Genomic DNA, 23,494 nt, shown 5'->3' on the forward strand with positions numbered 1-23,494 from the left:
TCTGGCGTTGACTTTTGGCACGCTGTTGAGTTCTCAAGGAACGGACGCTTCCTTTGTGCCTGTTTCACCAGGCTCTCCGGGCGCTTCCCTTCGGTCTTGCGTTTCCGACTCTATCAGATCCTCGCGGTCCTGATTTCCGCCGGTGCGTTTCGACCTTTCGGCTTCTGCGCGGTTCCAACCTTACCAGATCCGTTCGGCGTTTCCGCTTTCCGTATCCGGCCCCTGCTGGAGCGGGACGGCCGTCCGGCTTTCGCTTTCCGGCCTTTCCGACTCTATCAGATCCGATTTCCGTTCCGTTTTCGGGACGAATCCGTATCCGATTTCTTCGGAGGGTTTTGCCTTTCGGCTGTTCCGACTTTATCAGAAGTCATTTGCCGATCTGAAATCGGCGAACGTTTTCCGGATAAAGATGCGGAAGTGCTTCGCGGAATCAGCGCTCCGACCGAAGCAGAAGAGAGACTAACCGTTGCGCTCGAACATGTCTAGTCCGTGGCAACCGTTCGAATCTACCTCCCCGTGCTGCCCGTGTCAACGGACGTCTTGGGGAGGTGAGGAGATTAGCAGGTCAGCGGGGCTGTACGCACATCAGGCGGCGGTCGGTACGGGAGCCTCGCGGTCCGCGTTGTCGACGTCTCCTGTTTCGCCTGATCGGACGGCACGGCCGCCGAGCACGTACACGTACGTCAGAAAGGCCAGCTCGGCGGCGACGCCGATGGCGATGCGGGCCCAGGTGGGCAGGCCGGAGGGGGTGACGAAGCCTTCGAGGATGCCCGACACGAACAGCACGGCGGCCAGGCCGATGGCGACACCGAGGGCGGTGCGGCCTTCTTCGGCGAGGGCGGTGCGGCGGGTGCGCGGGCCGGGGTCGATGACGGTCCAGCCCAGGCGCAGGCCGATGCCGGCCGCGACGAAGACCGCGGTGAGCTCCAGGAGGCCGTGCGGGATGAGCAGCCCGAGGAAGGTGTCGAGGCGGCCGGCCGAGGACATCAGGCCGAGGCCGACGCCCAGGTTGAGCATGTTCTGGAAGAGCACCCAGAAGACCGGCAGGCCGAGGAAGGCGCCCAGGACCAGGCACAGGGCGACCGCCTGGGCATTGTTCGTCCACACCTGGGCGGCGAACGATGCGGCGGGGTGGCTGGAGTAGTACGCCTCGTACTCCCCGCCCGGCCGGGTCATGGCGCGGAGGTCCTCGGGGGCGCCGATGGCGGCCTGGACTTCAAGGTGGGTGGCGATCCACCAGGCGATGAGGGCGCCGACCCCGGTGGAGAGCAGGGCCGTCGGTATCCACCAATGGCGCAGCCGGTAGACCGCGGCGGGGAACGACGCCGTGAAGAAGCGGGCGGCGTCGCGCCAGGAAGCCTTGCGCGCGCCGGTGACCGTACTGCGGGCGCGGGCCACCAAGGAGGTGAGGCGTCCGGTGAGGGCGGGGTCCGGGGCGCTGGCCTGGAGGAGGGACAGGTGGGTGGTGGTGCGCTGGTAGAGGGTGACAAGTTCGTCGGCCTCGGCGCCGGTGAGGCGGCGTTTGCGGCGCAGCAGTTCTTCGAGCCGGTCCCACTCGGCGCGGTGGGCCCTTACGAAGACATCGAGGTCCATGGATTCAGCTCCTGGCGGCGCCGTGCGGTGACTGTGCCGTCAGCTTGGCAGACTGGCCTGGCCGACAGTGGGGCGGGCGGCGGTTCGAAGACGGACCGGTAGGGACCGGTACGAACCGGCTCGGACTGGTACAGACCGGTTCCGACCGGGGTAAGGGAGGACGGCGCAGGTGAACGAGCTCGTGACGGGCGAGGCGGTGGTGTTGGGGCTGCGGCCGGCCCGGCTGCCGAGCCGGGCGCTGGCGGTCCTCGTCGACCTCGCGGTGACCTGGAGTGCGTACGTCCTGGTGTCGGTGCTGATGATGAGTGCCACGGCGTCGATGGACGAGGCGGCGGAGGCCGCCGTCTCGGTGGCGTTGTTCGTGCTGGTGCTGGTCGGGGTGCCGATCGTGGTGGAGACGCTGAGCCACGGCCGGTCGCTGGGGAAGCTGGTGTGCGGGCTGCGGGTGGTGCGCGAGGACGGCGGGCCGGTCCGGTTCCGGCACGCGCTGGTGCGCGGCGCGCTGGGCGCGGTGGAGATCGTGCTGACGATGGGCGTGGTGGCGTGCATCGCCTCGCTGGTCTCGGCCAGGGGGCGGCGGCTCGGGGACGTTTTCGCGGGCACCGTCGTCGTACGGGAGCGGATACCCACCCCGCGCGGGATGCCGGTGCTGCCGCCCCCGCCGCCCTGGCTGGCGGCGGAACTCAGCGCGCTGGACCTGTCGCGGGTCCCGGACAACTGGTGGCTGACGGTGCGCCAGTACCTGAGCCGAATACCGCAGCTCGATCCGCAGGTCGGCGGGGCCATGGGGGCTCGGCTGGCGGCGGATCTGTGCGGCTGGACCGGGGCATCGGTGCCGGCGGGGATGCATCCCGGGATGTATCTGTCCGCGGTGGTGGGTGAGCGGCAGGCGCGGGAGGCGCAGCGGGCGTTCGGAGCGCCGTTGGGGGCTCCGGGGCCGGTGGCGGCCGGGTCGGGGGGCGCGTACGGAGGTGCGTATCAGGGTGATGCGTACGGGAGCGGTCCGGGGGCGGTGCGTGCGGAGACGTCGTACGGGATGCCCACGGCGGAGCGGCGCGGTGCGGGTGCCGGGGAGCGGGACGACGAGGCGACGGGCGGGCACAGGAGCGGGAGCGGGTCGGAGGGCGGCCAGGAGCGGCGTACGGGGTTCACGCCGCCGGCGTGAGGACCGGCCGGTGTGGGAGGCGGCCGTTGTGGGAGGCGGCCGGTGTGCGGCGTCGTGCCGGTGGGGGCCGGGCGGTCAGGGGAAGGTCGAGGGCGGGGTTTCCAGGTCTTCGAGTTCGATGCCGGGGGCGGACAGGACGACGTCGCCGGCGAGGTGGACGGCGTGCTGTTCACCGGTCTCCAGGTCGTTGACCTGGTATTCGTCCGCGGTCAGCGGGCCGTTGTCAGTGGGGTGTGCTGTCCTTTTCACCAAGGCCCAGGACTGGTCGAGCGTGCGGGGAGCGAGGACGGGGGGTGTGAAGGCCACCAGGCGGGTGCGGACGGCTCCGGAGCCGGGGGCGGGGCGGAGCAGCCGGGCGGTGGCGACGAGAAAGGCGGGGGACGCGCCGGTGAAGGCGTGGGCGGGGACGTTGCCTTCCGTGGCGTGGTCGCCGGCCGGGTCGGTACGGACCCATGTGACGCCCTCCAGGGCGGCGCCGCGTACCTGCCAGCCGCCGGCGTGGAGTTCGAGACGGATGGGGCGGCCGAGGTCGTCGAGGGTGAGATCGACGGAGCCCGCGTGGTCTCCGGAGGGGGTGGTGAGCTGGGAGACGTAACGCCAGCCGGACGGGCCGGTGGCGCAGTGGAAGTGTTCTTCGCCGAGGGGGGTGTGATCGTGCGGGTCGTGGAGGGAGTAACGGCCGCGGGGCATGGGGGTCCTTGGTCGGGTCCGGTGGTACGGGTCAGGCCCCCGCCGTGGTGCTGGGCGGGGGCCTGGATCACCGGCTGCCGGTGGTGGTGCCCGACGTACGCGGTGGCAGGGCGGGCACCGGGTGCACGGGGATCAGTAGCGGTAGTGGTCGGACTTGTAGGGGCCCTCGACCGTGACGCCGATGTAAGCGGCCTGCTCGGGGCGGAGGGTCGTCAGCTTGACGCCGAGGGCGTCGAGGTGGAGGCGGGCGACCTTCTCGTCCAGGTGCTTGGGCAGGACGTAGACGTCGGTCGGGTACTCCTCCGGCTTGGTGAACAGCTCGATCTGGGCCAGGGTCTGGTCCGCGAAGGAGTTGGACATCACGAAGGAGGGGTGGCCGGTCGCGTTGCCGAGGTTGAGCAGGCGGCCCTCGGACAGCACGATCAGGACCTTGCCGTCAGGGAAGGTCCAGGTGTGGACCTGCGGCTTGACCTCGTCCTTGACGATGCCGTCGATGGCGGCGAGGCCGGCCATGTCGATCTCGTTGTCGAAGTGGCCGATGTTGCCGACGATCGCCTGGTGCTTCATCTTGGCCATGTCGGAGGCCATGATGATGTCCTTGTTGCCCGTCGTGGTGACGAAGATGTCGGCGGTCTCGACGACCTCGTCCAGGGTGGTGACCTGGTAGCCGTCCATCGCGGCCTGGAGCGCGCAGATCGGGTCGATCTCGGTGATGATGACGCGGGCGCCCTGGCCGCGCAGCGACTCGGCGCAGCCCTTGCCGACATCGCCGTAGCCGCAGACGACGGCGGTCTTGCCGCCGATGAGGGTGTCGGTGGCGCGGTTGATGCCGTCGATCAGGGAGTGGCGGCAGCCGTACTTGTTGTCGAACTTCGACTTGGTCACGGCGTCGTTCACGTTGATCGCCGGGAAGAGCAGCTTGCCGTCGCGCTGCATCTCGTAGAGACGGTGCACGCCGGTGGTGGTCTCCTCGGTGACACCGCGGATCTCCGACGCGAGCTTGGTCCACTTCTGCGGTTCCTCGGCGAGGGTGCGGTTGAGGAGCTGCAGGACCGCGCGGTGCTCGTCGTTCTCCGCGGTCTCGACGGCGGGGGCCTTGCCGTCCTTCTCGTACTCGACGCCCTGGTGGACCAGGAGCGTGGCGTCGCCGCCGTCGTCGAGGATCATGTTCGGGCCGCCGGTGGGCGAGTTCGGCCAGGTCAGCGCCTGCTCCGTGCACCACCAGTACTCTTCGAGCGTCTCGCCCTTCCAGGCGAAGACCGGGACGCCCTGGGGGTCCTCGGGGGTGCCGTTCGGGCCGACCGCGATGGCGGCCGCGGCGTGGTCCTGGGTGGAGAAGATGTTGCAGGAGGCCCAGCGGACCTCGGCGCCCAGAGCGGTGAGGGTCTCGATCAGCACGGCGGTCTGCACGGTCATGTGCAGCGAGCCGGTGACACGGGCGCCGGCCAGCGGCTGCGCGGCGGCGTACTCCTTGCGGATCGCCATCAGGCCGGGCATCTCGTGCTCGGCGAGGGTGATCTCCTTGCGGCCGAAGGCGGCGAGGGACAGGTCGGCGACCTTGAAGTCCTGGCGGTTGGCTGCGGTCGACATTCGGGTTGCTCCCGGGGTCGAGGGTGGTTGGCTGGCAGTCTGCGGCGCGGGCAGGTGGGGACGTCACCGCCCGGAGTTCCGCGCAGGCGGACGTACCGCATGAGCGGCATACCGCGGGACGGCAAACCGTACGGGCGGTTCCGCGTGGGCGGACGCACCTCTCCCCTGGCCGCAGCGCAGTCCGTCGGAGGCCCTCTCTCCCTCGGCCGGCCCGCGGGGCGGACCGCCCGACCGCCATCAGCAGCGACGTCTGGCACTGGTCACGAATCTACACCGATCGCCCCCGGGAACCCCAGCCCGCCCTAGGAAAATGCGAGCGGTTGCATGGGGCGGGGGGCGGCAGGGGTGATGGAGGCGTGGGTGCCGGGTGCGTGGGCGCGGGTGGCTGGTGCGCGGTTGGCTGGCGGGTGGGTGTGGGGGGGCAGGTGCGGGAGGCGGGCGCGTGGGTACGGGTGGGTGCGGGTGGCAGGCGTTCGGAGGGCCGCGTGGGGCTGGCGCATGGCGTGGGTGGTGGGCGAGCGGGTGCGGGTACGTCGGTGCGGATGGCGGGCGCATGGGGCCGGTGCATGGCGTGGGTGGCGGGCGCGTGACCAGGTAACGGGCCCGTGGCCGGATGGCGGGTGCGTGGTCGGGCGGTGGGCCCGTGGCCGGGTAGGGAGCGAGCCCGTGGCCGGGTAGCGGGCCCGTGGCCAGGCGGTGGGTGCGTGGCCTGGCAGCGGGGCGGGCCCGTGGCTGTTGGGGCGGGGCGGGGTGGCAGCGGAGTGGCGTCGGGCACTGTGCACCTGCCCGTCCGTGTTGGAGGATGCGGTAAGCGCGAGGACACTTGCACGTCACCTCGCGCGGACGTCCGTTAGGAGAACCACGTGACCACCAGTCCAGCTGATCCCCTTAAGGGCGCGGGGAGGGGCGGGCAAGGGCTGAAACTGCTCGCAGTGACCGCCTGCCCGACCGGCATAGCCCACACGTACATGGCCGCCGAGAAGCTGACCCAGGCCGCCGAGTCGCTCGGCCATGAGATGAAGGTGGAGACGCAGGGGTCGATCGGGGCCGAGAACGTCCTCTCCGACAACGATGTCAGAACCGCCGACGGCATCATCATCGCCGCGGACAAGGACGTCGACCCGGCCCGCTTCGTCGGCAAGAAGCTGCTGGTGGTGGGCGTGGCCGAGGGCATCCGCCATCCGGAGGAGCTGATCGAGCGGGTGCAGGGCGCCCCGGTGTACGGGGTGGACGGTGACGAGGGCGAAGTCGGAGCCGGCCGTGGGGCTGGAGCCGGGAGCGGGTCCGGGGCCGGGGCTGGAAGGGATTCGGGCGGCGCGGGGGCGGCCGGTGCGCGCGGGGGCCGCCGGGGCCCCGGTGCGCGGTCCGGCCGGGGTGGCGGGGCCGGGGGCTCCGGGGGCAAGGAGCGCAGCCTCGCGTACAAGGCGCTGATGAACGGTGTCAGTTACATGATCCCGTTCGTCGTGGTCGGCGGTCTGCTGCTGGCGCTGTCCCTGGCGGTCGGCGGGGAGCCGACGCCGAAGGGCCTGGTCATCCCGGAGGGCACCTTCTGGGCGCACGTCAACGACATCGGCACCATCGGGTTCCAGCTGATGGTGCCGATCCTCTCCGGCTACATCGCGTACGCGATCGGAGACCGGCCCGCGCTGGTGCCGGGCATGATCGGCGGCTGGATAGCCAACACCGGCGAGCTGTACGGCTCCGAGGCGGGCGCGGGGTTCATCGGGGCGATCGTCACGGGCTTCCTGGCCGGGTACCTGGTCATGTGGATCAAGAAGGTCCGGGTGCCCCGGTTCGTACGGCCGATCATGCCGATCATCGTGATCCCGATCGTCGCGACGGCGGTGCTCGGGCTGTTCTTCATCTACGTCCTCGGCAAGCCGATCTCGTGGGTGTTCACGCACCTGACGGACTGGCTCAGCGGCATGACGGGCACCAGCGCGATCGCGCTCGGCGCGGTCCTCGGCCTGATGATCGCGTTCGACATGGGCGGGCCGGTCAACAAGACGGCGTTCCTGTTCGGTACGGGGCTGATCGCGACCGGCAACCAGACCGTCATGGGCATGTGTGCCGCCGCGATCCCGGTGATGCCGCTCGGCCAGGGCCTGGCCACGCTGATCCGCCGGCGCCTGTACTCCGACCAGGAGCGGGAGACCGGCATGGCGTCGCTCTTCATGGGTCTGTTCGGCATATCTGAGGGCGCGATCCCGTTCGCGGCCGCCCGGCCCGCGCAGGTCATCCCGGCGAACATGCTGGGCGGCGCGGTCGCCGGCGCGGTGGCCGGCATGGCCGGGGTGACGGACGCGGTGCCGCACGGCGGACCGATCGTGGCGATCCTCGGCGCGGTCGGCGGGGTGCCGATGTTCTTCGTGGCCGTGGCGGCCGGGTCGGTCGTGACGGCGCTGACGACGGTCGCGCTGGTGGACGTGTCGGCGCGGCAGAAGGGGCACGCGGCAGCGGCCGAGAGGCCGGCGGCGGCTCCGGAATCAGGGCCGGAGCCGCAGTCGGAATCGGAGCCGGAGCCGAAGTCGGAGCCGGTACTGGCCGGTGTCGGTGCGGCTGCGGCGGGTGGTGCTGTGACAGGTGGTGCTGTCACAGGCGGCGTTGCGGCACCCGGGGCACCCGGGGCACCCGGGGCTACCGGGGCTACCGGGGCTACCGGGGCTACCGGGGCTACGAGAAGTGTGCGTACGGAGGCCAGTTCTGAGGGCGGGGCCGACGGGACGGGGACGAGTGGCGGCCCGGCCGGTGCGGGCGCGTCGGACGGTGGCCTGCTCGACGCGGAACCGGAGCACGAAGAGGCGGAAGGCGAGGAGGCGGGAGGTGAAGGCCCCGGGGGCGAGGGTCCCGGGGGCGAGGTGCTTTCCGGGTATCTCACGCGGGAGACCGTGAAGGTGCGGCTGGCCGCCGACGGCAAGGAGGCCGCGATTCGCGAGATGGCGGAACTCGCGGCCCGTACCGGCAAGGTGGCGGACGTGGACGAGCTGGTCCGGGTGGCGCTGGCGCGCGAGGCGCAGGGCACCACCGGGCTCGGCGAGGAGATCGCGATCCCGCACGCCAAGACGGACGCCGTGACCGCGCCCGTCGTCGGCTTCGCGCGTTCGGCTGAGGGTATCGACTGGGACTCGCTGGACGGTACGCGTGCCAAGCTGGTGTTCATGATCTCGGTGCCGGAGGCCGCCGCCGGAGACGAGCATCTGCGCATCCTGGCGCTGCTGTCGCGGAAGCTGATGGACGCGGACTTCCGGGCGCGGCTGCAGAGCGCGCCGGACGAGGCGGCGATCCTGCGGGTGCTGAGCGAGGTCGGCTAGCCGGGCAGCTGTCGGGTGTCCAGCCGGGCACCCGGCAACCGGGCCGCCCTCGGGCAACCGGGCAACCGCCGCGCGACTGGACAACCGGGCAACCCGGCAGCTGCCCCGCGATCGGGTGCCCCTCAGGCAGCCGGGCAGCCGCCACGCGACCGAAGCAGGTTACGGGTAGCCGCAGCAACCGGCACGTAGCCGAAGCAGCCATCGAGTAGCCAAAGCAATCCCCACGTAGCCGAAGCAACCGCCGCGCAACCGAAGCGGCCATCGGTCGGGAACGGCAAGGCCCCGCACCACACCCGGTGCGGGGCCTGTCCGTACCAAGGAGTACGGAGGAGTACCAAGGAGTACGAGGGACTGCGAAGGAGCGCGAGCAGCGCTGCCCGCACGAGGCGGCCCGGACCTGCTGCGGTCCGCCCGGAGCCCGGCTACATCAGGCCCCGCCCGGCGTCTTGGCAGGGTTGTCGCCCGAGGCGGCGGCGGACTCGTCGTAGATGTCCGGCTCCAGGTAGATCACGCGGGCGATCGGGACGGCCGCGCGGATGCGGTCCTCGGCCGCGTTGATCGCGTCGGCGACCTCCTTGGCGGTGTCGTCGTGCCGGACCGCGACCTTGGCGGCGACGAGGAGTTCCTCGGGGCCGAGGTGGAGGGTGCGCATGTGGATGACGCGGGTGACGGTGTCGCCGTCGACCACGGCCGCGCGGATCTTGGCGACCTGTTCGGGGCCGGCCGCCTCACCGAGCAGCAGGGACTTGGTCTCGGCGGCGAGGACCAGAGCGATCAGGACGAGGAGGGCACCGATGCACATGGTGCCGATGCCGTCCCACACACCGTTGCCGGTGGCGAGGGTGAGGCCGACGCCGCCGAGCGCGAGCACCAGGCCGACCAGTGCGCCGAAGTCCTCCAGGAGGACGACGGGGAGTTCGGGGGCCTTGGCGCGGCGGACGAACTGGGCCCAGCTCTGCTTGCCGCGCAGCTCGTTGGACTCCTTGATGGCCGTACGGAAGGAGAAGCTCTCGGCGATGATCGCGAAGACGAGGACGCCGACCGGCCAGTACCAGTTGTCCAGCTCGTGCGGGTCGTGGACCTTCTCGTAGCCCTCGTACAGGGCGAAGACGCCGCCGATGGTGAACAGGACGATGGAGACGAGGAAGCCGTAGATGTAGCGCTCGCGGCCGTATCCGAAGGGGTGTTCCTCGGTGGCGGCGCGCTTGGCCTTCTTGCCGCCGAGGAGCAGGAGTCCCTGGTTGCCGGAGTCGGCGACGGAGTGGACGCCTTCGGCCAGCATCGAGGACGATCCGCTGAAGGCGAAGGCCACGAACTTCGCCGCCGCGATCGCCAGGTTGGCGCCCAGCGCCGCGACGATCGCCTTGGTACCGCCTGATGCACTCATGGGTGGCGCATTTCCCTTCCGTCGACCGGCTGCGGTGCGCAGCCTGCTCCGAGGCCGCTCCGAGGGCTCCTTTACGAACCCTTTAGGCGGGTCATTGTTGCAGCCCGTCCGCCGGGGCGCGCACGGGGCCGCCGACCGGGACACCGGACGGGCGGGGCAGCGGCTCCGAGCGGCCTCGGCCGTTCCGGGCCGTTCCGGGCCGTTCCCGGACAGTCCCAGCCGTACTGTCCCTCCCGTCCGCTGTCCGCCCCGTCCGCCCTGCCCCTCCCGTCCGCTCTGTCCGTTCTGCCCGCTCTATCCGTCAGATCGCCACAGTCGCCCGGAAGACAGTCCCCTCCCCCGTCAGTTCCACGTGTTCCCCGGCCGGTACGAAGGCCGACTCGCCCGGGGTGAGCGTCAGCTCCCCGCCCGCGCCCCCTCGCAGCACAATCGTTCCTGCGGTGCACAGCAGGATCTGCGGGGTGCGGTCGCCGAGGGTGCGGGGCGCGCCGCCGGGGGCCAGGAGGAAGCGGGAGAGCCGGAACTCGTCGATCGGGGTCTCGTAGACCTCCTCGCCCGACGCCGTGGCCTCCTCCGGCCGCAGCACCCCCGCGTCGCGGGCTTCAAAGCGGACCACGCGCAGCAGTTCCGGCACGTCCACGTGCTTGGGGGTCAGGCCGCAGCGCAGCACGTTGTCGGAGTTGGCCATCAGTTCCACGCCGAGGCCGCTGAGGTAGGCGTGCGGAATGCCGGCGCCCAGGAAGAGCGCTTCGCCGGGCTGCAGCCGTACGTGGTTGAGGAGCATGGCGGCGAGCACGCCCGGGTCGCCCGGGTAGTGGTGGGCGATGGCGGCGTACGCGGCGTAGGAGTCGGCGTGCGGGCCGCCTTCGCCGGCCAGGCGTCGGGCGGCGGCCGCGGCCTGTTCGACGGTCTCGGCCGTGTCATCGTGTCCGGCGCCGAGTACGGCGGTGAGCACCTCGCGCAGCGCGGCGTCCTCCGGGGCGGCGCGCAGGATGTCGGCGTACGGCTTGAGGGCGCCCACGCCGAGTCCTTCGAGGAGGCCGGCGGCCTCGGCCGGGTGCCGGAAGCCGCAGAGTCCTTCGAAGGGGGTGAGGGCGACGATCAGTTCGGGCTTGTGGTTGGCGTCCTTGTAGTTGCGGTGCGGGGCGTCGGCGGGGACGCCGCGCTTCTCCTCGTCCGCGTAGCCCTCCTGGGCCTGGGTGAGGTCGGGGTGGACCTGGAGGGAGAGCGGGGAGCCGGCGGCGAGCAGCTTGAGCAGGAAGGGCAGCCGGGGGCCGAAGGCGCGTACCGCGTCGGTGCCCAGTTCGCCTTCCGGGTCGGCGGCTATGACGTCGGCCAGCGACACCGGCCCGGCGCCGCGGTCGGTGCGGGAGGGGGCGCCGGGGTGGGCGCCCATCCACATCTCGGCCTGGGGTTCGCCGGTCGGCTCGGTGCCGAGGAGTTCCGGGATGGCGGTGGTGGAGCCCCAGGCGTAGGGGCGCACGGTGTTGGTGAGGCGGTCCATGGTGGTGGGGTTCCTGATTCTTCGCTTGGGGCTGCGCCGGCCGCCGCAGCCACGCCTGTTCGAGCCGTGCGGTGCCGGCGGGCCGTACCCGGGGCCGGTGCGGTGTGCGCCGGCCGGGGGCTCATGTTCCCTCGGTGCCGGCGAGCGCCAGGTAAACGGCGGCGAAATCCGTGACGGCGAGGAGTTCGGCGGCCCGTTCCAGGGCGCTGCCGCCGTCCGGTTCCAGTTCGCTGACGGGGGTGTCGTGCTCCAGCGCCAGTTCGCGGGCGGCGGGGGCTGCGGAGAGCGCGCCGGGAGCTTCCTCGCGGAGCAGGACGACGCGGGCGTGCAGGGCGGTGGGCTGTTCGACGCGGTCGCGGAAGAAGTCGTCCGGGTCGGCGCCGGCCGCGAACGGACCGGCCAGCAGCGTGCCGTGCGTGGTCATCGTCTCGGGCAGTTCGCCGGCGAGCGCGGGCCGGCCGGCGAGTCCGGCCAGTACGGTCGCGAAGTGCCGGCCGACGGCGTCGGCGACCAGGCCCTCGGTCCAGATCAGCGGGAGCGCGTCGGCGAGTTCGGCGGCGAGCGTCTTGGCGGGGTTGGAGTACGTCTCGATGGCGGGGCCGCAGCGTTCGGCGACCTGGTCGAGGCGGTCGGCGAGCTGCGCGAGCAGTTCGGAGGTGGCGCTGAGCAGGCCGATCCGGTCGGCGAGCGCGAGCATGGGGATGAGCAGCGACCAGAGGGTGCCGGGGGCGGCGGGCGGCGCGCCCTCCACGTCGAACTCGTCGTCGTACGGGGTGGTGGCCAGCGGCACGGGCAGGCCGCGGGCCTGGACGACGGCGTCGGCGAGCGAGCCGCCCGCCGGGGTGACGGCGACGACGGAGCAGCCGCGGCGGTACGCCTGCTCGACGAGTTGCGCGAGGCCGGGGTCGGTGCCGTCCGGGCCGGCGATCAGGAGCAGGTCCAGTGGTCCTGTCCAGCCGGGTAGGGTCCAGCGCAGCGCGCCGGGCCGCGCCGCGACACCGGTGGGCCGGATGAGGGTGACCGGGCAGCTGCCGCCGCCGAGGGCGCCGAAGAGGTCGGCGACGCAGGCGGCGGCCGGTGCCGGGCCCGCCACGAGGACGGTGCGGGGGCGGCCGTCGGGCCGCAGGTCGGCGATGCCGGACTCGGCGGCGTTACGGGCCGCGGTGCGCACCCGTGCCCCGGATTCGGCGACGCCGCGCAGCAGTCCGTAGCGGTCGGCGCCGGCCAGCGCTTCGGGTGCGTCCAAGAGGGACTCGTCGAGCATGGTGTGCGCTGCCTCCGATGGCCGGTACGGGCGGGGTGGGGTCCGGGTCGGCTCGGGTGCCCGGGGTCAGGCGGGGCGCCGTGCCTCGTCCACCAGGAGTACGGGGATGCCGTCACGGACGGGATAGGCGAGGCCGCATTCGGTGCCGGTGCACTGGAGCTCGGCCGGGTCGGCGTCCGACCGGTCCGCCAGCGGGGCGTGGCACGCCGGGCAGGCGAGGATCTCGATCAGGCTGGCGTCGACCGGCATGGGGGCTTCTCCTTCGGCGGAAATACGGCACTGCCAGCGTACCGCCGGGGCGGGTGCCGGGACGCGCCGCAGGTGGGCCCGGCGGCCGGACGCGCGGGAAAGCGCCCGGCGGCCCGGCTTCTCGTCACACGACGTCAGACATCATCAAAACGACAACAAAAGCCCTCAGAAGCCCTCAGAAGCCCTCAGAAGTCGTTGAACGCCCTCACGCGTCGTCGAACGTTCAACCAGGCCGCCGGTCCGGCAGCCCCGCCCTTCGGGACGCCGGCCCCAGCCCCTCAAGCCCGCACGACCCCCAGCACCTCGTCCCGCACCCGCTCGACCGTCTCCCGGTCCCGGGCCTCGACGTTCAGGCGCAGCAGCGGTTCGGTGTTGGAGGCGCGGAGGTTGAACCACCAGTCGGCGGTGGTGACCGTCAGGCCGTCCAGCTCGTCCAGTTCGGTGCCCTCGCGGTCCTCGTAGGCGGACTTGATCGCGGCGAGGCGGCCCGTCTGGTCCTCGACGGTGCTGTTGATCTCGCCGGAGGCGGCGTACCGGTCGTACTGGGCGACCAGTTCGGACAGCGGCCCGTCCTGGCCGCCGAGCGCCGCCAGGACGTGCATCGCGGCCAGCATGCCGGTGTCGGCGTTCCAGAAGTCGCGGAAGTAGTAGTGCGCGGAGTGCTCGCCGCCGAAGATGGCGCCGGTCCTGGCCATCTCCCCCTTGATGAAGGAGTGGCCGACGCGGGTGCGTACGGGCGTGCCGCCGTTCTCCTTGACGACCTCGGGGACGGACCAGGAGGTGATGCAGTTGTGGATGACGGTGCCACCGGGGTGCTTGGCCAGTTCGCGGGCGGCGACCAGAGCGGTGATCGCGGACGGGGAGACCGGGTCGCCGTTCCCGTCGACGACGAAGCAGCGGTCCGCGTCGCCGTCGAAGGCCAGGCCGATGTCGGCGCCGACCTCGCGGACCCGGGCCTGGAGGTCGACGATGTTCGCCGGGTCCAGGGGGTTGGCCTCGTGATGGGGGAAGGTGCCGTCGAGTTCGAAGTACAGGGCGTCCAGGTCGATGGGCAGGCCTTCGAAGACGGTGGGGACGGTGTGGCCGCCCATGCCGTTGCCGGCGTCCACCACGACCTTCAGGCGGCGGATGCCGGAGAGGTCGACGAGGCTGCGCAGGTGAGCCGCGTAGTCGCCGAGGACGTCGCGCTGCGTGATGGTTCCGGGGACCGCCGCGGGCTCGGGGCCGCCGCCGTCGCGCCACTGCTCGACGAGGGCGCGGATCTCGGCGAGGCCGGTGTCCTGGCCGACCGGGGCGGCACCCGCCCGGCACATCTTGATGCCGTTGTACTGCGCGGGGTTGTGCGAGGCGGTGAACATCGCGCCGGGCAGGTCCAGTGCGCCGCTGGCGTAGTAGAGCTGGTCGGTCGAGCACAGGCCGATCTCGGTGACGTCCGCCCCGCGCGCCGCGGCGCCGCGGGCGAAGGCCCGGGACAGACCGGGCGAGGAGGGCCGCATGTCGTGCCCGGTGACGATCGCGTCCGCTCCGGTCACCTGGGCGAAGGCCGCGCCGAACAGCTCGGCCAGCGACTCGTCCCACTGATCGGGGACCACACCGCGCACGTCGTACGCCTTCACGATCTGCGACAGATCAGTCACAGCCAGCCCTCCTGATGTCATGACGGGGTCCCAAACCTACCCGTACGAGGCCGGCGGGAGGCTGGTTCGGGGTGGGGTCCGGCGGCCCGGGACCTCTTGTGTCCCGTGGAACCGGTGGTCATTCGCCCGTCCTGTGGGCGACCGTTCCGTGGGAGCGGGCCGTCCCGTGGGAGACCCCCGGGAGACCGCCCCGTGGGAGACCGCCCTGCGGAGGACCGTCCACCGTCCCGTGCCTACGGCAGCATCCACCCCAGCACGGCCGTGCTCTGCCCCACCACGATCAGGCACATCACCAGCAGCAGCCCCAGGCTCCACGGCAGCACCTTGCGCAGCAGGTCGCCCTCGCGTCCGGCCAGCCCGACCGCGGCGCAGGCGATCGCCAGGTTCTGCGGGGAGATCATCTTGCCGAGGACGCCGCCGGAACTGTTGGCCGCGGCGAGCAGGACGGGCGAGAGGCCGGACTGCCGGGCGGCGGTCACCTGGAGGGCGCCGAAGAGGGCGTTGGCGGAGGTGTCGGAGCCGGTGACGGCGACACCGAACCAGCCGAGCACGGGTGAGAGGAACGCCAGCCCGGCGCCCGCGGCGGCGACGAAGTGACCGATGGTGGCGGCCTGTCCGGACAGGTTCATGACGTAGGCGAGGGCCAGGACGGCGGTGACGGTCAGGACGGCCAGGCGCAGTTCGCTCACGGTAGCGGCCCATTCCCGTACGGCGGTGGCGGTCCGTACGCGCAGTACGGCGGCGGTCAGCAGGCCGGCCAGCAGCACCAGCGTCCCGCCGGTGGCGAGCAGCGGGAGCGAGAAGACGTTGCCGCCGACCGGTGCGCCGTCCGGGCCCGCCACGTCCAGGAACGGCCAGTCGAAGGTGCGGGTGGCGCGTGCGAGGAGGTCCTTGACGGGCGGGACCTGGGCGAGGGAGAAGACGACGACGATGAGGGCGTACGGCGCGTAGGCGCGGACGACGTCGGCGCGGGAGTCGCGGACGTCCAGGTCCTCGCTGCGGGCGCCGGTCAGCACGGCGGCCCGTACCGGTTCGGAGGCGGGTCTGCGGGCGCTGGGTACGGCGACGAGCGCGGCGGCTCCCGCGAGGGCCGCGCCGATGTCGGCGAGCTGCGCGGACACGTAGTTGGCGGCCGCGAACTGCACGGCGGCGAAGGCCAGTCCGCAGGCAAGCGCGGGCGCCCAGGTCTCGCGCAGGCCGCGCCGCCCGTCGACCAGGAACACCAGCAGCAGCGGTACGACGAGGGCGAGCAGCGGCGTCTGGCGGCCGACGACCGGGGCGACGGTGTCCAGCGGCAGGCCGGTGACCTGGGCGAGCGTGACCACGGGGGTGCCCATGGCGCCGAAGGCGACGGGCGCGGTGTTGGCGACGAGCGCGACGACGGCGGCCCGTACCGGGGCGAAGCCGAGCGCGACCAGCATCACCGCGCTGATCGCGACCGGCGCCCCGAAGCCGGCGAGCGCTTCGAGCAGCGCCCCGAAACAGAAGGCGATGACCAGGGCCTGCACGCGGGGGTCGGCGGAGAGCCCGGAGAAGGAGCGGCGCAGGACGTCGAAATGGCGGGTGCGGACCGTCATCCGGTAGATCCACAGGGCGTTGACGACGATCCACAGGATGGGGAACAGGCCGAAGAGCGCGCCCTGCGCGGCGGCGGACAGGGCCTGTCCGGCGGGCATGCCGTAACCGAGGCAGGCGGTGGCGAGGGCGACGGCGAGGCCGGTGAGTCCGGCGAGATGGGCCCGCATCCGTACGGCGCCGAGCAGGACCAGGACGGTGACCAGCGGGAGGGCGGCGACGAACGCGGACAGGGCGAGCGAATCGGCTACGGGCTCCAGCTGCTGGACGAACTCCCGCTGCTGTACGGACACACGGCCTCCCGGTGGGCAGCTCCCCCGTCACTTCCGCCATACGGAAGCGGATCTTTCGGGAGTGGAGGCATGGTGGTGTCCGCGCCGAGGCGGCGTCAATGGCGCGGGCGAAAGTGATCGGGAGCGGGACAGGAGCCGGGCGGGAGCGAGGCGGAAGTGGGACAGCCGCTGGGCGGAAACCAGGCGGAACGAGGCGGAACGGCCCTGCCCCCACCAGCAGGCGCGGTCGGTACCTGACGGTCGTCGGTTGCCGACCGTCAGGTACCCACCGTCAGATACCGACCAACCGTCAGATACCGACCGACCATCAGGTACCGACCGTCAGTTGTCCGGCGACCGCAGCACCCGCAGGTGCCCCCGGCGGGCCACCTCCATCGGGTGCGCGTCGCGCCCGTTGGGTCCGCTGACCTGTGGGCCGTTGCCGCCGCCCGCCGCGCGCTCCTGGGGGCGGGCGGCCTCGCGCACCGCGTTGGCGAGCGCTTCGAGGTCGTCGCCGCTGGGCCGGGCCGGGCCGGTGTCGGTGGCCAGGCGTACGACTTCCCAGCCGCGCGGCGCGGTCAGCCGCTCGGAGTGCTCGGCGCACAGGTCGTAGCAGTGGGGCTCGGCGTAGGTGGCGAGCGGTCCGAGCACGGCGGTCGAATCCGCGTAGACGTACGTCAGCGTTGCGACGGCGGGGCGGCCGCACGCAGTGCGCGAACAGCGACGTACAGGGCTCACGACGTTGGACGGTACCGCACTCTTGAGCGGGCCGCGATGACTCTCCACGACCTCACCCAACCGTGTCGTCCCGGTTCGTCCGGTGCGCCTGACCTGCGGGCGCTCGGGCCGGACTGTGCGGTGAGCACTGCGCCGGACGGCGCAGTGCGTCGAAACCCGTCACGACTCTGTACATTTCATGTCATTCCCCATGCCCTTCCCGGTCCGATGCATGGCCGCAAACGGACTCGACGAGCCTACGACCGGTCAGTCGACGACATGGCACCGGATCCGCCGCTCTCCCGCGCCGCCCGCCCCCGGACGGTTACGCTCGGTTCTGATGGACAGCCCCGTACCTCCTCCGGCCGACGCCGGAGGGACCCCCGCACCGGCCGGCACGGGCGGCACTCCCGCCGCGCCCGGCGGCGCCGAGCGTTCCGCCGCCCCGGCAGGGCCCCGCCCGCGCCGGCGCGACCGGCACGGCCGCGGCATGCGCGGCCCGGTCGCCCCGCCCCAGGTCCCGCTCTCGGTGAGCCGCGCGGACTCCTTCGTCGACCTGGTCCACGACTCACGGGACCGGCTGGAACGGCGCTGGCCGCAACTGGCGGACGTCGACTTCCTGGTCGTCGAGGTGCCCGGGTTCGGTCCCGACGGGGACATCGGGCCGGCCGACGACGAGGAGACCGTGCCGCTGGGCCGCCTGCTGCCCGCCACCGGTGACCAGCGGGAACGGGTGGTCGTCTACCGCCGCCCGGTCGAGATCCGTACGAAGAACCGCGACGAGCGGGCGCTGCTGGTCCACGAGGTCGTCGTGGAGCAGGTCGCCGAGCTGCTCGGCCTGGCACCGGAGTCGGTGGACCCGCGGTACGGGCAGGACTGAGACCCGGGCCCCGCCGGTCCCCCGGCCCCACAGACCTCGGCCCTCACTTCAGCAACAGCGAGATGTCCTCCCCCGCCGTCGGCACCACCACCGTCCCCCGGTCGTCCGGGAGGGTCTGCACGGTGAAGGCGGGCAGGCCGCCCTGGGGCAGGGCCAGGGTCCGTGCCGCGTGGACCGGGCCGCTGCCCGGCTCCGGGGTGACGGTCAGCGCGTAGGAGCCCTTGAGGCCCTGGGGGCGCGGCGGTTCGACGGCGAGGGTGCTGCCGCCCTTGACCGTGTACGTCTTCGAGACCGGCGTACCGCCGCCGCTGCCCGCCGACGCGGTGACCGCGACTTTGGCGTCCTTGCCCTTCTCGGGTGCGACCAGGGAGAGCGTGCTGCCCTTGTCCCGGTTGTCCGCGGCGGTGGCCCGCTGCCCGACCGGGCCGGTCGCCGGGATGAAGGCCATCTCCTGCTTGTCGCCCTTGCCGCGGGTGACCCGCAGGGCTGCCGCGACCGGTGCCTTGGAGCCGCCCGCCGGGGTCAGCACCAGCGAGCCCGCCTCGCCCTTGGTGAGGTCCTTGAGGTCGGCGGAGGCCGTCATGCCGCCCTTGACGTGCAGACTCTCCAGTCCGGCCGGGGTGATCAGGCCGCTGGGGGTGGCGAGCTGCACCTTCAGGTCGGCGTCCTCCCGGCCGGGTGCGACGGCGACGAGGTGGACGGAGGTGGCGTCGGCGGGGATGCCCGGCAGGACGGCGCCGGGCGCGGGGCCGGCCGCCGCGGGCAGCCAGTCGCCGCCCAGGTTCGCGTCGGCGGCCTGTACGGAGGCGCCGACCCGGCCCTCGCGGGCGGCCACGTGCAGGGCGGCGTCCTGGGCGGGCGTGCCGGACAGGGTGGAGAGCAGGACCGGCAGGCTGGAGTGGGGCGGCACGGTGATGTTCTCGCCGGAGGCGGACTTCAGCGGGCCGTCCTTGCCGCGCAGGTCGAGGTCGACGACGGCCGGGGTGTCGTCGGGGTTGGTGAGGTGGACGTAGTCCTGGCGGTCCTTGGCGGTGCTCACGCCGGGGAACCAGAAGTCGGTGTCGGGTGCCACGCAGGACAGGCCGAGCAGTCCGCGCCCGACGCCGGCTGCGACGGCGGTGGTCTGCTGGACGGTCCAGCCGGGCGCGAGGGCGCCGTCGGCGGTCCCGGTGAGGGCGGGCGCGTCCGCGCGGTCCGTGGTCGCGGTGACGGGGGTGCCGGCTTCCTTCAGGGGCGCGACGGGATCGGCGTTCGCCTGAGTGCCCTGCTGCCCCTTGCCGCTGCCCGCCTTGCCCTTGCCGTCCTGTCCGCCCTTGCCGTCCTGCTGCTTGCCGGACTGGGCGGGCAGCAGCCCCGCGGTGCCCCGGGAGCCGGCCTTGCCGTCCGTTCCCTTGGGGGTGAAGGCGGTGTACGTGGTGTCGCCGACCTCCGAGGAGGTGGGCGGCGGGCACAGCAGCGCGGACCGCTCGACGGGCCGCCTGGAGGCGCCCTCGGCCGTGGTGGCGCGCTGCCCGTCCGGGGCGGCCACCGCGGCGACGCCGGTGACCGCGCCGAGCGCCACGGCCGCGCCGATCAGGGACATGATGGTGCGCTTCACTGCTGGTCGCTCCCGTCACGGCGGGGCTCGCGGTAGGAGCCGGGGTACGTCGTGCCGTCGTCGTAGGGCTGCTGGTGCGGCGGCTGTGGGGGTGGCTGCTGCCCGTAGTGGTACGGGTCGTAGGCGCCGGGCCGGTACGGGCCGGCGGCCTGGTCCGGGTCCGGGTCCGCCGGGAAGGCGTCGGCGCCGCCCGCGTACGGCTGCCCGTACGGGGCCTGTCCGTACGGCTGCGCGCCCGCTTCCTGTCCGTACGGCTGCGCGCTCTGGCCCTGCTCGTACGGCGGCTGCGCGCCCGTGCCGTCCCCGTGAGGCTGTGCAGGCGTCTGCCACTGCTCGTACATCTGCTGCCCGTACCCCTGCTGCCCGTAGTCCGGCGTCTGCCCGTACCCCTGCTGCGGCACGGCCGCGTACGGGTCGGCGGTCCGGGCGGCCATCGGGTCGGCGCTCTGCGGCGCCGCCATCGGGTCGGGTGCCGGGTCCTCGCCGGGACGCGGGCCCGGAATGGCCGGCTCCGCGCCGCCTTCGGGGGCGTCGGCGGCCTGCGCGGCCCGCAGGCGCCGGGCCCGGCGGCCTTCGCCCGCGGTGGCGGGTGCGGCCAGGGCGGCCGTGTTCTCCTCGGGCAGGTCGTCGTCGATCTCGCGGCGGCGGCCCGGCAGGGCGAGCACCACCAGGACGACGGCGAGCAGGCCCTGGGCCCACAGCCACGCGGTGTGGCCCATCGGGTCGTCGTAGGTGAGGTCCAGGCGGCCGCCGGACGCGGGCAGTTCGAAGCCCTGCGCCCAGCCGTCGACCGTGACCGGCTTCAGCGCCTTGCCGTCCAGGGTGGCCTGCCAGCCCGCGTCGGCGGTGTCGGCGACGCGCAGCACCCGGCCGTCGGCGCCGCTGGGCAGGTCGGTGTGGGCGGCGACGGGTCCGGCCGGGACCGGGACCGGTGCGGTGGCGTGGCCGGCGCGCGTCCCGTCCCTGGTCTCCCCCGGCACGATCGAGACCCGTGAGACGCGCCGGTCGACGCGCCACAGGGCGCTGCCGTCGTCCTGGCTGAGCCGGGTCAGGCCGGGGGTGGCGTCCAGGACGCGGCCCATGTCGCGGGGCGCGCCGTCACGGACCAGGAGGTAGCGGATCGCGTAGCCGCCGAGCTGGTTGGTCTGGTCGGCGCCGGAGCCGGCGACGAGGTTGGCGACGATGCCGCCGAGCCGCTTGTCCTCGCCGGTCTCCGCGGCGATGTCGGCGTCGCCGAGGCGGGCGCCGGAGCCGCGTACCAGGGTGTACGCGACGTGGCCGGCGTCGCCGTCCAGGACGAGGGTGCGGGCCTGGTCGACGGAGCCGGTGTCCTCGGCGACGAACGCGGGGACCTGTACGGGGTCGCGGCGCTCCAGCGGCCCGGCCGCGCCGGTGATCATCCAGCTGACCGCCGCGTACAGCGGGGCGAGCAGGGCGGACAGCGCGATCAGGACGGCGACCGGCTGTTTCCAGCCGAAGCCGAGGGTCTCCATGCGGGAGCGGATGCCTTCGGCGCCGACGGCGGCGGCACACAGCAGCGCGAGCCCGTAGACGAGGACGGCGGGTCCGGCCCAGGCGGAGCGGTTGGCCGGCACGGCGAACAGCAGGCCGGTCACGGCCACGGCCCAGGACGTACGGATCGCGAGCTGCCGGTCGGCGCGCAGCGTGGCACCCAGCGCGGCCAGGACGATGCCGAGGAGCAGCACCCCCCCGACGGCCTTCGGGCCGCCGGGGCTGATGCCGACGAGGTCCAGGACGGAGGCGGAGCCCGCGCCGAGGTCCAGGCCGGCTTCCCGGAAGAAGCGGGAGGGGTGGGTGAACAGGGACAGCGACCAGGGCGCCAGGACGACGAGCGGGGTGACCGCGACGGCGAGGAAGCGCAGCGCGTAGGGCAGGAGCAGGCCGCGGTTGCCGTCGAAGGCGCGCAGTACCAGCAGGGCGATGCCGAGCAGGACGGCGACGGGCCAGACGACCGGGGTGAAGGCGGTGGTGAAGGTGAGCAGCAGTGCGTACGCCCAGGCGGCGCGCCAGCTCGGGCGGGTGCCGGGGTGCAGTCGCAGGCCGCCGGCGGCGATGGCGGCCCGGGCCATGAGCGGCAGCAGGATCGCGAGGACGGCGGTGCCGATGCGGCCGCCGGCGAGGGCGCCGGTGGCGGCGGGCAGGAAGGCGTAGGCGACGCTGCCCCAGGCGCGCAGCAGGCGGGAGGTGACCAGGGGCCGGGAGGCGAAGTAGGCGCTCAGACCGGCGAGCGGTACGGAGCACACGAGCAGGACGGTGACGGCCAGGCCGGTGCTGCCGAGGAAGAAGGTGGCGGCCAGGGCGAGGACGGCGAGGTAGGGGGGCGCGGCGGCGGTGCTGCCGGTGCCGGTGGCGTGCCAGCCGTCGAGGTAGCTCGACCAGAGGTCGCCGAGGCGGCCGGGGGCGGGCAGCAGGGCGCCGCCGGTGAGCGCGCCGGAGCCGAGCAGGGAGCGGCAGGCGATGAGGGAGACGACGAGCAGGAGGAGGAAGAGCACCGGGGCGGGCCGGCGGGCGATCCGCTTGAGCCGGGCGAACTGCTCGATCTCCAGGTAGTCGGCGTCGTCGCCGCCGGGTCCGGACTCGACGGCGCCGTGCCGTCCGGCGGAGGCGGCTTCGGGCGCTGAGCGGCCGGCGAGGTTGCCGGCGACCTGTTCGACGGTGGCCCGTACGGTCGCTCCGGGGGGCGGGAACAGGGGCCGCAGTTCGCTCGCTTCCGTGGCGGGGCGGCCGCGTTTCTTCCGGGCGGTGAGGATCGTGCCGGGGCGCAGCAGGGTGCCGAAGAGTCCGGCGAGTTCGTCGAGGGCCTGTCCCGGGACCTTGCCGACGAGGTAGGCGAGGACGCGCAGGAGGGTGCCGAGGACGATGCGCAGGGCGACGTACGGGAGCAGGGCGCCGCGGGTGTTGGCCAGGAGGGTGTAGACGGCGCCGGCCTTGTCGACGCGGTGGGGGCTGGCGGTGGAGCGGCCGACGCAGTCGATGGGGCGGCGTTCGCGGGCGGCGGCCTCGGCGTGCCGCAGGACGGCGTCGGGGGCGACGAGGACCTGGTGGCCGGCGGCCTGGGCGCGCCAGCACAGGTCGACGTCGTCGCGCATCAGGGGCAGCCGGCGGTCGAAGCCGCCCAACTGCTCGTACACGTCGCGGCGGACGAGCATGCCCGCGCTGGAGACGGAGAGCACCGGGCGTACCTGGTCGTGCTGGCCCTGGTCCTGTTCGCGGCGGTCCAGGCCGGTCCAACGGCGGCCGCTGCGGGCGATGCTGACGCCTGCTTCGAGGAGCTGGCGGCGGTCGTACCAGCTGCGGAGCTTGGGGCCGACGACGGCGGTGGCGGGGCTGGAGTCGGCGACCCGCAGCAGTTCGGCGAGCGCGTCGGGTTCGGGGGCGCAGTCGTCGTGCAGCAGCCACAGCCACTGGACGGGGTCGCCGTGCGGGAGTTCCGGCAGGTTGTAGGCGTCGTCGCGCCAGGTGCGGCCGACCGGGTCCCAGCCGCTGGGGCGGCGCAGGTACGGCAGGTCGTCGGGGCCGAGGACGGGGGCGGTGCGGACGGCCTCGTCGACGGCGGTGCCGAAGCCGGAGCGGCGGGCGAGGTGGAGCACCCGGTCGTCACCGAGGGCTTCGCCGAGCAGCCGGGCGGAGCTGTCCGCGCTGCCGGTGTCGGCGCCGAGGATCTGCTGCGGCGGGCGTTCCTGGCCGAGGAGTCCGGCGAGCGCGTCGGGCAGCCAGCGTTCGCCGTCGTGGGAGACGATCACTGCGGTGACGACGTGCCGGGGGAACTCTGGGGTGCCGTCGTGGTATTGGGCGGCGGCTTGCGCGGCCTGGGCGGCCGGCTGACTGTGCACGGACATCGAGGTAGGGGCCCTCCCCGGGGGTCTCGGGGTCCTCCCCCGGCATAGCGCTGCGCTGTGGACTGCGACGGACGGCGACGCGGTGCGGCCGACGGCACGTGTCGTGGCCGGGTGCCCGTCAGGGCGTCGGTGCGCCTCGGACGCGGCCCCACACTAATGCTTCGGCGGACAGGCCCGTCTGCCGCGTACACAGCGATCCGCCT

Annotated in this window: 16 protein-coding genes; 4 read left to right on the forward strand and 12 right to left on the reverse strand. The window is 73.2% G+C overall.

Translation table 11 applies throughout. The annotated features are described in order from the left end of the window. The coding region (locus tag ACZ4Z1_RS03240; RefSeq protein ID WP_468484866.1) for a hypothetical protein at window positions 1-486 on the forward strand (486 nt) is incomplete at its 5' end. A gap of 99 nt (window positions 487-585) precedes the next feature. On the opposite strand, the gene ACZ4Z1_RS03245 is transcribed toward ACZ4Z1_RS03240, so the two are convergent. Beyond that, the gene (locus tag ACZ4Z1_RS03245; protein ID WP_468484867.1) at window positions 586-1,593 is read right to left on the reverse strand and encodes a stage II sporulation protein M; all 1,008 of its coding nucleotides are present in this window, start codon (window positions 1,591-1,593) and stop codon (window positions 586-588) included. 169 nt (window positions 1,594-1,762) lie between these two features. Here ACZ4Z1_RS03245 and ACZ4Z1_RS03250 point away from each other — a divergent pair, with 169 nt between their 5' ends. Beyond that, complete coding sequence (locus tag ACZ4Z1_RS03250) at window positions 1,763-2,758, forward strand: RDD family protein (protein WP_468484868.1); 996 nt, start codon at window positions 1,763-1,765, stop codon at window positions 2,756-2,758. 75 nt (window positions 2,759-2,833) lie between these two features. Here ACZ4Z1_RS03250 and ACZ4Z1_RS03255 read toward each other — a convergent pair whose 3' ends face one another. Both ACZ4Z1_RS03255 and ahcY read right to left on the reverse strand, forming a co-directional pair. Then, window positions 2,834-3,448 carry a hypothetical protein gene (locus ACZ4Z1_RS03255; RefSeq protein ID WP_468484869.1) on the reverse strand — a complete coding sequence of 205 codons (615 nt, stop codon included), beginning with the start codon at window positions 3,446-3,448 and terminating at the stop codon, window positions 2,834-2,836. A 132-nt stretch (window positions 3,449-3,580) separates the two neighbouring features. Continuing rightward, on the reverse strand, window positions 3,581-5,038 hold the full coding sequence (gene ahcY, locus ACZ4Z1_RS03260; protein ID WP_468484870.1) for an adenosylhomocysteinase: 1,458 nt from the start codon (window positions 5,036-5,038) through the stop codon (window positions 3,581-3,583). A 932-nt stretch (window positions 5,039-5,970) separates the two neighbouring features. On the opposite strand from ahcY, the gene ACZ4Z1_RS03265 reads away from it, so the two are divergent. Further along, window positions 5,971-8,349, forward strand: a complete 2,379-nt coding sequence (locus ACZ4Z1_RS03265) for a fructose-specific PTS transporter subunit EIIC (RefSeq protein ID WP_468485389.1) — start codon at window positions 5,971-5,973, stop codon at window positions 8,347-8,349. Between the two features lie 427 nt (window positions 8,350-8,776). On the opposite strand, the gene ACZ4Z1_RS03270 is transcribed toward ACZ4Z1_RS03265, so the two are convergent. From ACZ4Z1_RS03270 to ACZ4Z1_RS03300, 7 genes are all read right to left on the reverse strand, one after another. Then, a complete protein-coding gene (locus tag ACZ4Z1_RS03270; RefSeq protein ID WP_468484871.1) occupies window positions 8,777-9,736 on the reverse strand; it encodes a cation diffusion facilitator family transporter in 960 nt (319 codons plus the stop codon). A 301-nt stretch (window positions 9,737-10,037) separates the two neighbouring features. Beyond that, window positions 10,038-11,240, reverse strand: coding sequence for a mannose-6-phosphate isomerase, class I (gene manA, locus ACZ4Z1_RS03275; RefSeq protein ID WP_468484872.1), 1,203 nt, complete (start codon window positions 11,238-11,240; stop codon window positions 10,038-10,040). A 121-nt stretch (window positions 11,241-11,361) separates the two neighbouring features. Further along, window positions 11,362-12,504 carry an SIS domain-containing protein gene (locus ACZ4Z1_RS03280; protein ID WP_468484873.1) on the reverse strand — a complete coding sequence of 381 codons (1,143 nt, stop codon included), beginning with the start codon at window positions 12,502-12,504 and terminating at the stop codon, window positions 11,362-11,364. A gap of 66 nt (window positions 12,505-12,570) precedes the next feature. Continuing rightward, window positions 12,571-12,753, reverse strand: a complete 183-nt coding sequence (locus tag ACZ4Z1_RS03285; RefSeq protein WP_468484874.1) for a Trm112 family protein — start codon at window positions 12,751-12,753, stop codon at window positions 12,571-12,573. A 278-nt stretch (window positions 12,754-13,031) separates the two neighbouring features. Further along, window positions 13,032-14,390: a phosphomannomutase/phosphoglucomutase gene (locus ACZ4Z1_RS03290; RefSeq protein ID WP_468484875.1), complete on the reverse strand. Its 1,359-nt coding sequence runs from the start codon at window positions 14,388-14,390 to the stop codon at window positions 13,032-13,034. A 233-nt stretch (window positions 14,391-14,623) separates the two neighbouring features. Continuing rightward, a complete protein-coding gene (locus ACZ4Z1_RS03295; RefSeq protein WP_468484876.1) occupies window positions 14,624-16,258 on the reverse strand; it encodes an L-lactate permease in 1,635 nt (544 codons plus the stop codon). Between the two features lie 321 nt (window positions 16,259-16,579). Then, the gene (locus tag ACZ4Z1_RS03300) at window positions 16,580-17,023 is read right to left on the reverse strand and encodes a DUF3499 domain-containing protein (protein WP_078624427.1); all 444 of its coding nucleotides are present in this window, start codon (window positions 17,021-17,023) and stop codon (window positions 16,580-16,582) included. 271 nt (window positions 17,024-17,294) lie between these two features. On the opposite strand from ACZ4Z1_RS03300, the gene ACZ4Z1_RS03305 reads away from it, so the two are divergent. Then, entirely contained in the window at window positions 17,295-17,834 is a 540-nt protein-coding gene (locus ACZ4Z1_RS03305) for a metallopeptidase family protein (protein WP_468484877.1), read from the forward strand. Window positions 17,835-17,877: 43 nt separating this feature from the next. Here the strand turns inward: ACZ4Z1_RS03305 and ACZ4Z1_RS03310 are convergent, their stop codons facing one another. Further along, complete coding sequence (locus ACZ4Z1_RS03310) at window positions 17,878-19,431, reverse strand: DUF5719 family protein (RefSeq protein ID WP_468484878.1); 1,554 nt, start codon at window positions 19,429-19,431, stop codon at window positions 17,878-17,880. Further along, window positions 19,428-23,291 carry a glycosyltransferase gene (locus tag ACZ4Z1_RS03315; protein ID WP_468484879.1) on the reverse strand — a complete coding sequence of 1,288 codons (3,864 nt, stop codon included), beginning with the start codon at window positions 23,289-23,291 and terminating at the stop codon, window positions 19,428-19,430. Before ACZ4Z1_RS03315 ends, ACZ4Z1_RS03310 begins: the two co-directional genes overlap by 4 nt. Window positions 23,292-23,494 lie beyond the last annotated feature (203 nt).

The organism is Streptomyces sp. NPDC030165 (assembly GCF_055573595.1).